We start from the raw sequence: 9,562 nt of genomic DNA, 5'->3' as shown, positions 1-9,562 counted from the left end.
AAAGTATTATAATTAAAATAATACTGATTAAAATACAAATCTTTTTCCACGTCAAATTTATTATTCTATATTTAGCTAGAAGTCTCTTTTCTCCGGTCTGAGTTATACCCATAGATATCTCCAGTATATATGCTTATTTCAAATTCTATGTCTATTATCTTTCATTTTACAACTTAAGACCATATAATGGAATATAATTGCTGCATTAAGCCAATGTATCTGAGTACAGCTTATAAATATATAATTTATAGGCAGTTATATGGATAACGGTCAATTTCTCTGTGCTATTCATTCCTCACTTTTAAAACGAACAAATTAAATCATATGCTTCAACTTCAATTATATTTTACTAAGCGGAAGGATATCTAACACAAATGCCAATGTTTGATATCCTGATGCTTATTCTATTATTTTTTGTAGATATTTTTGAGCAATTTCAAAATATCCTTCTTCACTTTCAAATTGTGATGGAAAGTATGCAATTCTCTCTAACTCATCTTTTAATAAAGTTAATTGAGTATCCGTAAGCAATGGCAACATGAAAAAATATACTGAATATTCTCGTAATCCATCCGGTCTATGGATCAGATCCTTTATAAATGGGATAATTAAATCATCAAATCTAACCAATACTTTTACTAATTCCTGTGCTACTGGCCAATTAATATCTTCAAGCCATTCAAAAATGTATGGTAATACTGGTTTAATAATTTCCGGATCAGTATTTCTTATTCTCTCAACTGTTTCATAATCAAACTTATGTTTCGGAACATAATTATCATTCTCCATAATAAACTCCTAATATTTTAGAATTATAGATATTTAAAAATTAAATTAATATACAATAGTTTGCCCTTATTTTGGGAAAGTGTACCATTTCTCTATTTACTTTATTTTATATCGCCATATCCTGTTGTTGTATTAAATATATAATCCTGCAAAAGGTACAATAAAAACACAATAATCAGGGAAATTATTGTGTTTCGAGGTGATGTATCTCTCAATCAATTAACTCCTCTCTAACCAATCCTTGCGTCGCCACATATTGAATTATAAGCGGGAATGTAAATAGTGCTTGCTATACAAAGGATTCTGCAAATTGGAATTTTGTACGTTGCTTTTACTTTGATTTTTTCTTTATCAACTGCGTAACAAGAATTGAGATTAACAAGTATACCAACACCACAATAATCTCAAATATAAGACCAGTGTATGAACGAGGATACAGCATCATTGCTACATTCGCCAGTAGTCTAATAGGAAAATATGCCGCAAGCCAAAAGGCAATAACATAGAATTTGTAGTAGTATTTCTTTGCACTCTCCGACTCAGGTGCAATTTTACGATATCTATATCCAGATTCAAAGCCGATAACTGCAGCGATACTAAGCATCGTTCCAGCTAAAGAGAAAATGGCATTTTGAAGGACAAAGCAAGCAATCAACTGATGAAATAAAATCATAACATTTAGACCCGTCAGAAGAATAAATGCTAATTGTCGATGGGCTTCGGCCTTTGTTGTGATTTCGGTTTCTTTCACAGCCGGCACATCATGGTCACTTTCATAATCATCATTCAACAGGTAATCAGTTGTAACACCAAAGAGCTTGCTTAACTGTAACACATTAGATGTGTCAGGCTGTGCTGTCCCCATTTCCCAACGAGAAATTGCCTGTCTGGAAACATTCAGCTTCTCAGCCAAATCATCCTGTGACATTCCATACGTCTTTCTAAGATTTAATATTTTATCTGCTAATTTCATATGAAATCCTCCTTTGATTTGATGATTTCATTGTAGTAGAAAACTCATTTTGATGCCACCACATAAACTTTACAATTACGCAACTTGACTTTACATTGACCAAAACAGTGGAAATTCAATCTATAAACACAAAACACAGCGGCAAATTCTGATTTATTGTTATTTTTAATAAAATTCATTATAATAAAAAATTATGAGCTAATCACCTATAAAAATTGGAATTTGTCTATCAGCTCAATCACTCTACATTGTTCCTAATTTCTCCACAAACTTCTCATAAGTCATCTTACCTAATGCAAATTCCATCATTTCCAGATACATTTTTTCGCCTTTTGTATGCGGTCTATTAATGCAAATATCCAGCAATTCAATCTCATTTTTCACAGGAGTAAACACATTATTTCTCTTTGAAAATGCCTCATAATAACGTATACCAAATTTTCTCTGTGAATTTGCATTCATATGAATTCCATCTGGATTAGATGTTAGTTCTTCTGCTGTTACGAAATAACTATTTTTCTGTTCTGAAGCAAATCTTTGTAATTCATGATTTACCAATTCATATTCTATACAGTTCAATCCAAATCCTGATTTTCCCAAGAAATCACCCAAACCACCAATAATGAATGGAACTTCTGGTGCATTCAGTTCTTTTCGCAATGCCTCCACAATTACGTGTAATTTTTCATAATATGTCTGATAGCGTCCTCCATAGCTATCATTTTCCCCTTGATGCCATAAAATTCCGATAAGTTCGCTATCCTGCATTGCAAATTTTGCCTGACTGACTGCATGTTTAAAAAATGTTTTATCTGTAGCCCAATCATCCAACGAACTTCCACCTTCTGCACAAGGAATTAAACCAATCTTATCTTCTTCATTTTCCATACACCACATTGCAGCAAAAGAACCTGCAAGTCCAATACCTGAGACAGGCCTATCATAGTTAATCGGCTCTGTCATCATTTGCCATCTACCATTACGAAGCATTTGAATTCTCTCATTACAAATCATTGGTACTTCATCTATAAAGCCACGACCAGCCATATTTGACTGTCCAATCATTAAAACTGATTTCATTGTATCTCTCCTAACTTATATTGCTTAAACTTCCTCCACAAATTCCTATTTGACTAATAGCTTGTTCTTTAAATTCGAAACATATCCTTGAACCATACTCTGTACCGAAGCCAAAAGAATAGTATCAAACAAAACCAAAGAAGAAAAAAGGATTAAACATTAAAATTTAATTCTCTTCTCTTCTTTGGTGCGAATGTTCCTCAGGACAAACTCACAATCCCATATAGAATAGGATTTATCGGATTAAACAAGTGAATACTACTATAAATTATATAGAGGATGCGTTACTTGGCTATGATCATATGGCATCGCACCAATAAAAGTCTGGAAACCGTAGGATTACGCGTATCTATACAAACTTTGCTCCTTAAAAAATGCCCCCATTTTTCATATCAGTCTTATTTACAAAATCCATGTGGTATAATTTTTCCCAATGGTTGATGTTTAATGTTCCCTTTGTGAGATGGATTGCTAAAAAGCAACAACTCTCGTCCTTTTCATTATTTGCCATGTCATACCACTCTGCAAAAGCTGTGCGGAGCTTGGTTCTTATTTCAGCATTTTTCGGATCAAGCACCCAACCAAGGTTTTCAGCTACTCCATTAGCGGTAAACATCTCTAAGCATCCTGAAACCGAAACCTCCTGGTTTTGTGCGATTTGTTGCATTTTGTTTGATTTGCCATGTGTAACAACATAAAATGTGCCGTCTTCATAATAGGCGTTCACACTACGGACAACAGGGCGTGGCTTTCCGTCAGTGCCCGGGTCTCGCGCAACCGTTGCAAGTGAAATAATATTGTCTTTGCCATTGCCAAATTTTTCTTCAAGTAGTTTCAATCCTTCTTGGTACTTGCTCATTTGTTTTTCCTCCAGCATTAAATTATATATTATCCTCGTTTCTTAAACGGAATCCATAACACTGCATAAACGATGTTAGACTTGCTTTTATAATACATTTCAGAAAAAAATCCATCGGCAATTAAACCATGCTTTTTCAGCCAAAACCGAGTGCATTTCGTTGCCTTACCCATACCAACTATCATCTGCTCGTGGTTTTCTGATTCAAATCTGCAGACCACATATTCTCGTAATTTACGGTTCATTTCCAGAACTAATCCATCACTGATCAGCGGTACACCCTCATTGATCACAAAATAACCAAGTAATAATTAAATTCACCTAATTAAATCAATTCCTTTTTGTAAGGTTTTTTCATCAATAGCCCCTTGTGCTCCTGTCACAATATAGCCGTCCTTATCAATAAAGATTGTTGTAGGTATGGACGCAATACCGTATTTATCAGCCGCATCCTGCTTGGTGTCAAAATAGACAGGAAACGAAAAATCCTCGTCCTTTACATACTGTGCACCTTTTTCCTGTGTTTCACGCTGCCCGTCCACAAGATCTACCATCATAAATGTGATGTCCTGTCCAACTTCCGCATATACCTTATTGAATTCGGGCATTTCACCTTTACATGGAGGGCACCAGCTTGCCCAAAAGTTCAGTACAATAGGTTTGCCGAATAATTCTGACAGTTTCACATTATTTCCGGCCGCATCTAAAACCGTAAAATCAGGTGCTTTCATTTTTTCTGTTACCTGCTCCTGGTTGTCTTGAGACACCTGACCATTTTTTTGAGAAATGTCAATATTATTTTGCGGCGATACCCTTTGGCTGAGTATGTTGTACACACAAGCAGCCAGGACAACAAACAAGGCAAATGCTGCTATCAGGATGATTGTTTTTGTTTTCTTGTTCATAAATATGCCCCCTAAAAAGTTAAAAGTGAAAGAAAATATCCCATGTATCCGGTTGCCATAAGTATACCGATAATGATGAGCAGTCCGCCGGATATAAAATTGATGATTTTATAATTTCTCTTAATAAAATTGAATGCACCTTTCAACTGGTCAATTAATAGAGCACTTGCGACAAATGGAATCCCCAGCCCTAATGAAAAGGTAAGCAGCATGGAAATTCCTTGCAGTGATGATCCTCCCAGAGATGCCATTAGCAGAGCGGAACCCAGAAATGCCCCCACACAGGGTGTCCAGCTAATGGAAAACACAAGCCCAAAGAGCATGGATGAAAAAAATCCAAGGTTTTTAACATCAGCATTTTTATTGCTTATACGGTTTAAAAATCCTATTTTTATAACTCCTAAAAAATTCAGACCAAATATAATTACAATTAGTCCTGTTACAACATTAAGTATTGTTGTGTAATCACGTATAACTCTTCCAATAATCCCCGCAAAAGCGCCCATTGTAATAAAGACGACGGTAAACCCCAAAACAAATCCAATTGCATTCATGAGTGTTTTTCTTCCATTTACTTCATTTGCTGCAAAATACGATATGTATATAGGCAGCATGGGCAAAAGACAGGGAGATATGAATGTAATAATGCCTTCTAAAAACAAAAGAATATATTGCATACTGATATACCTTTCCAATGTACTATACCTTTACTTCTTTATAATAAAACAATAAAATTGTATCTAATTATCACAATAATATTTTCTCAGCGTTTGGATAATTTCCTCAACCCTGTGGTCGGCGATCGAATAAGTTATATTTTGGCCATTTTTAGTAAAGTCCAGTATCCCATGTGCTTTCAAGAGTGCCAGGTGCTGTGATAATGCCGACTGTGTAATATTAGGAACTTTCTCGGCAATTCTGCTGACAGTTTTGGGCTCTTTCATCAACACACACAAAATCATCAAACGGTTTTCATTTGCCAGTACTTTTAAAAGCTCTGCCAGCTGTTTGGCTTTTTTTTCCATGACCTTATCCCCTCTTTGTTTTTATGTTGCGAATTGCTTTTGTCAATGTTTACATGTCATTAATTAAGTAATTTCTAATATTCTACTATACAAATAAAGATTAATCAAGTGTAAGCCCGGAATGAAGACATTGGTTTTCCCCATTCTTTAAAGCATAAAAAAAAGAGGGTATCTTCGCTAGAAAATACTCTCTTCCAATTATCTTGCCATGCCGGCTGTGGCTGCTTATGCAGCAGGTTCAAACTGGCTGTTGTAAAGGTCGGCATAAAATCCGCCCTGCGCCAGCAGTTCCAGATGGCTGCCGCTTTCGATGATGTCCCCGTCCTTCATCACCAAAATCAAATCGGCGTTTTTTATGGTTGAAAGCCGGTGGGCAATCACAAAGGATGTGCGGCCTTGGGTCAGCTTATCCATTGCTTCCTGAATCAGCAGTTCAGTACGGGTATCCACGCTGCTGGTCGCCTCGTCCAAAATCAGCATTGGCGCATTCTGAATCATGGCTCTGGCAATAGTAACAAGCTGTTTTTGCCCCTGTGAAAGGTTGGCCTTATCATTCAACGGTGTGTCATACCCGTGCGGCAGTGTCTTGATAAAGTGGTGCAGTCCCACTGCCTTGCAGGCGGCAATTACCTGTCCGTCTGTCACGCCTTGCTTGCAATAGATGATGTTTTCCTTGATAGTGCCCTCGAAAAGCCATGTATCCTGCAACACCATACCGAACTGCTCATGCACGTTTTCACGCCGGACCTGGCTTTCGGGTATGCCATCCAACAGGATTTCACCGCTGTCCAGCTCATAGAAGCGCATAAGCAGGTTGACCATTGTGGTTTTTCCCGCGCCGGTGGGCCCCACAATTGCCACTTTCTGTCCGGCCTTGATTTTAGCCGAGAAGTCGTGAATGATAGTCTTATCCGGTGTATACCCAAACTTTACATGGCGGAATTCTACATCACCTTTTACGTTTTCCAGCCGCTTTGCTTTTTGACTCTCGTCGGACAGTTCTTCTTCATCAAAGAACTCGAATACGCGCTCACTGGCAGCAGCAGTTCTCTGCAGGTTTTGAAAGGCCTGTGCGATTTGAGACAGGGGTTGGGTGAACAGGCGGATATATATCATAAATGCGACAATCACACCGAAGCTGATGGTTCCGTTCATGGCCAGAGCTGCTCCCACCACGCAGACGGCCACATAGCCGAAGTTGCCGATAAACGCCATAAACGGCATCATCATACCCGACATAAACTGGCTTTTCCATCCGCTGTCAAACAGATTTTGATTTACATTTTCAAAAATCTTCTTGGCTTCCTTACCGCCGTTATAAGCCTTTACCACGTTATGACCGGAGTAAACCTCCTCCACATGACCATTGGCCGCACCCAAATCATTTTGCTGCCGGACGAAATATTTTTGAGATTTCATCATGATAATGCTCATGAAGACAAACCCGAAAATGCTCGATCCAATGGCGGTCAGTGCCATAATCCAGTTGTTATAAAACATCATAATGGCTGAGCCCACAAACATGGTAATGGATGTGACCAGGTTTCCGATGCTTTGATTCATGGTCATGCCAATGGTGTCCACATCGTTGGTTACACGGCTGAGAACATCACCATAGCTGACCTTGTCAAAATATTTTAAGGGCATCCTGTTGATTTTTTGGGATATGCCGGTACGCATATTTTTGCTGATTTTCTGCGTTATCGTTGCCATCATGTAGCTTTGAATAAAACTGAGAACGGTAGAACCTGCGTAAAAAGCAACCAGCATGAACGCGATGCTTTTTACTGCGGAGAAGTCTATCGTGCCAAGAAGCTGTTTGCCGTTTACCAGCGCAGGCAGCCCCTTCATGATTTCATTGGTCATTTCCTTCAACTTATCGGGTCCGACTATCTGAAGCACCGTTCCGATTGCCGCTAAAACAAGAGCGACAACCACCGCGGGCATATAATTCTTACAATAGGCAATCAACTTGCCCCAGGTTTCCTTAAAGTTTTTCGGCTTTTCTGCCACGCCGCCCATAGACCCCGGCCCCATCGGCCCTCCGGCAGGTCTGCCATGCGGTTTGTTCCTTGTTTGCGCACTCATGATACAAGTTCCTCCTCACTTAATTGGCTCATGGCAATTTGCCTGTATACCTCACAGATTTGCAGCAAATCCCTGTGTCTGCCCTTCCCCACAACCCTGCCCTCGTTCAGTACGACAATCTGGTCGGCGTCCATAATAGTACCGATACGCTGCGCCACAATCATACTGGTCACTCCGGCAGTTTCTTTTTTCAGCACACTGCGCAGAACCCGGTCGGTTTTGTAGTCCAGCGCAGAAAAGGAATCGTCGAAGATATAGATTTCCGGCTTCCGGCAGACTGCGCGGGCAATAGCGAGCCGCTGTTTTTGGCCGCCCGACACATTTGATCCGCCTTGAGAGATGTCGGCGTCATAACCACCGTCCATACGCTCCACAAAATCCGAGCCCTGTGCAATAGCAACAGCTTTTTTAACTTCATCTGCTGAATATCCACCCTGGCCGTTATCGCCGTATGCCACATTGGAGGAAACTGTACCCCTGAATATGACAGCCTTCTGCGGCACATAGCCGATTTTGTTGTGCAATGCTTCCTGCGTATATTCCCGGATATTTACACCGTCAATCAGGATTTCACCTTCGGTGGCATCAAAAAATCGGGGGACAAGATTAATGAGGGTTGACTTGCCGCTGCCTGTGGAACCGATAAAGGCAATGGTTTCACCCTGCTTTACCGTGAAATTCACATCCTTCAGCACATAGTCAGCCGCACCTGGGTATTTAAAGCTCACATGCTTGAACGTCACCTCTCCGGCCAAACCCGGAATGCCTTCTGTCCGTGTTCCATCCAATATCGTGGGTTTGGTGTCCAGCACCTCGTTGATACGTTTTGCGGAAACACTGGCGCGGGGAAGCATGATAAAAATCATGACCAGCATCATAAAGGACATGATAACCTGCATGGCATAACTGGAAAATACCACCATATTTGAGAACATTGTCAGTTTATCCGTCATCTCGGCAGCATTAATCAAGTATGCGCCTATCCAATAGATGGAGAGGGACAAACCGCTCATAATCATGCTCATGACAGGCATCATAATTGCCATGGCCCGGCTGGTGAAAAGCTGGGTAGCAGTTAATTCATCATTGGCCTGCTCAAATCTTTTTTCCTGGTAATCCTCGGCATTATAGGCCCTTACAACACGCAAGCCCGTCAGGTTTTCGCGGGTAACACGATTCATATTGTCAGTCAAGGTTTGCATCTTTTTGAATTTTGGTATGACGAATATCATCAGGAAACCAATCATTACAATCAAAATCACTACTGCAGCTCCTGTCGTCAATGTCCATTCGAAGCCCTTTCCAGCAATTTTGGTAATAGCCCATACAGCCGTAATAGGCGCTTTAATGATAAGCTGCAGCCCCATTGTAATCAACATCTGAACCTGCGTAATGTCATTGGTGGAACGGGTAATGAGGCTGTCAGTGGAAAAACGGTTAATTTCCTCCATCGAAAAAGCTTCCACCTTGTTAAAGAGCAGACTGCGAAGCTGTTTTGAAAATGTGGCGGCAATTCGTGCAGCAAAAAAACCAACAATAATGGCAGATATCAAGCTGCCAAGCGTGCAAAGCAGCATTTTGCCGCCTGCTATCCAAATGTCACTCATGGCACTGCCGGGTGTTTGCACCAGCATTGTGATTTTCGACATATAGTCCGGCGATTTTAAATCCAGCCAGACCTGTGCCACCACAAAAAACAAGCTGATGAATGCCATCAGCCATTCTCTTGGCTTGAGGTATTTAAAAATTCGAATCATGAAAAAGACTCCTCCTTGTTATCCGTGTTAATATTGAACGCTGTTAGCGTTGGAGTTTTTTTAATGCAGACATATTGCAGCCTGCA

At 39.9% G+C, this 9,562-nt stretch carries 9 protein-coding genes; all 9 read right to left on the bottom strand.

Annotated features, from left to right (window positions below):
- Positions 1–399: 399 nt before the first annotated feature.
- A complete protein-coding gene (locus T344_RS0124480; RefSeq protein ID WP_027630891.1) occupies positions 400–789 on the bottom strand; it encodes a DUF5071 domain-containing protein in 390 nt (129 codons plus the stop codon).
- Between the two features lie 331 nt (positions 790–1,120).
- Positions 1,121–1,762 carry a helix-turn-helix domain-containing protein gene (locus T344_RS30100; protein WP_051572239.1) on the bottom strand — a complete coding sequence of 214 codons (642 nt, stop codon included), beginning with the start codon at positions 1,760–1,762 and terminating at the stop codon, positions 1,121–1,123.
- A gap of 243 nt (positions 1,763–2,005) precedes the next feature.
- Entirely contained in the window at positions 2,006–2,842 is an 837-nt protein-coding gene (locus T344_RS0124470; RefSeq protein WP_027630890.1) for a sialate O-acetylesterase, read from the bottom strand.
- A 367-nt stretch (positions 2,843–3,209) separates the two neighbouring features.
- Complete coding sequence (locus T344_RS0124465; RefSeq protein ID WP_027630889.1) at positions 3,210–3,701, bottom strand: pyridoxamine 5'-phosphate oxidase family protein; 492 nt, start codon at positions 3,699–3,701, stop codon at positions 3,210–3,212.
- A 317-nt stretch (positions 3,702–4,018) separates the two neighbouring features.
- Positions 4,019–4,606: a TlpA family protein disulfide reductase gene (locus tag T344_RS0124455; protein WP_027630887.1), complete on the bottom strand. Its 588-nt coding sequence runs from the start codon at positions 4,604–4,606 to the stop codon at positions 4,019–4,021.
- An 11-nt stretch (positions 4,607–4,617) separates the two neighbouring features.
- A complete protein-coding gene (locus T344_RS0124450; protein WP_027630886.1) occupies positions 4,618–5,283 on the bottom strand; it encodes a cytochrome c biogenesis CcdA family protein in 666 nt (221 codons plus the stop codon).
- 63 nt (positions 5,284–5,346) lie between these two features.
- Positions 5,347–5,631, bottom strand: a complete 285-nt coding sequence (locus tag T344_RS0124445; RefSeq protein WP_027630885.1) for an ArsR/SmtB family transcription factor — start codon at positions 5,629–5,631, stop codon at positions 5,347–5,349.
- 225 nt (positions 5,632–5,856) lie between these two features.
- The gene (locus T344_RS0124440; protein ID WP_034863033.1) at positions 5,857–7,719 is read right to left on the bottom strand and encodes an ABC transporter transmembrane domain-containing protein; all 1,863 of its coding nucleotides are present in this window, start codon (positions 7,717–7,719) and stop codon (positions 5,857–5,859) included.
- Complete coding sequence (locus T344_RS0124435) at positions 7,716–9,476, bottom strand: ABC transporter ATP-binding protein (RefSeq protein ID WP_027630883.1); 1,761 nt, start codon at positions 9,474–9,476, stop codon at positions 7,716–7,718. The genes T344_RS0124440 and T344_RS0124435 overlap by 4 nt, the downstream gene beginning before the upstream one ends.
- Positions 9,477–9,562: the final 86 nt, after the last annotated feature.

It is taken from the genome of Ruminiclostridium cellobioparum DSM 1351 = ATCC 15832, from assembly GCF_000621505.1.
Taxonomy (GTDB): Bacteria; Bacillota; Clostridia; order Acetivibrionales; family DSM-1351; genus Ruminiclostridium; species Ruminiclostridium cellobioparum.
This window is presented reverse-complemented; position numbering and strand designations above follow the sequence as displayed.

Bases quoted from the DNA above. Each gene is read 5' to 3' on its own strand.
- T344_RS0124480 (WP_027630891.1), bottom strand. From the start codon at position 789: ATGGAGAATGATAATTATGTTCCGAAACATAAGTTTGATTATGAAACA.
- T344_RS30100 (WP_051572239.1), bottom strand. From the start codon at position 1,762: ATGAAATTAGCAGATAAAATATTAAATCTTAGAAAGACGTATGGAATG.
- T344_RS0124470 (WP_027630890.1), bottom strand. From the start codon at position 2,842: ATGAAATCAGTTTTAATGATTGGACAGTCAAATATGGCTGGTCGTGGC.
- T344_RS0124465 (WP_027630889.1), bottom strand. From the start codon at position 3,701: ATGAGCAAGTACCAAGAAGGATTGAAACTACTTGAAGAAAAATTTGGC.
- T344_RS0124455 (WP_027630887.1), bottom strand. From the start codon at position 4,606: ATGAACAAGAAAACAAAAACAATCATCCTGATAGCAGCATTTGCCTTG.
- T344_RS0124450 (WP_027630886.1), bottom strand. From the start codon at position 5,283: ATGCAATATATTCTTTTGTTTTTAGAAGGCATTATTACATTCATATCT.
- T344_RS0124445 (WP_027630885.1), bottom strand. From the start codon at position 5,631: ATGGAAAAAAAAGCCAAACAGCTGGCAGAGCTTTTAAAAGTACTGGCA.
- T344_RS0124440 (WP_034863033.1), bottom strand. From the start codon at position 7,719: ATGAGTGCGCAAACAAGGAACAAACCGCATGGCAGACCTGCCGGAGGG.
- T344_RS0124435 (WP_027630883.1), bottom strand. From the start codon at position 9,476: ATGATTCGAATTTTTAAATACCTCAAGCCAAGAGAATGGCTGATGGCA.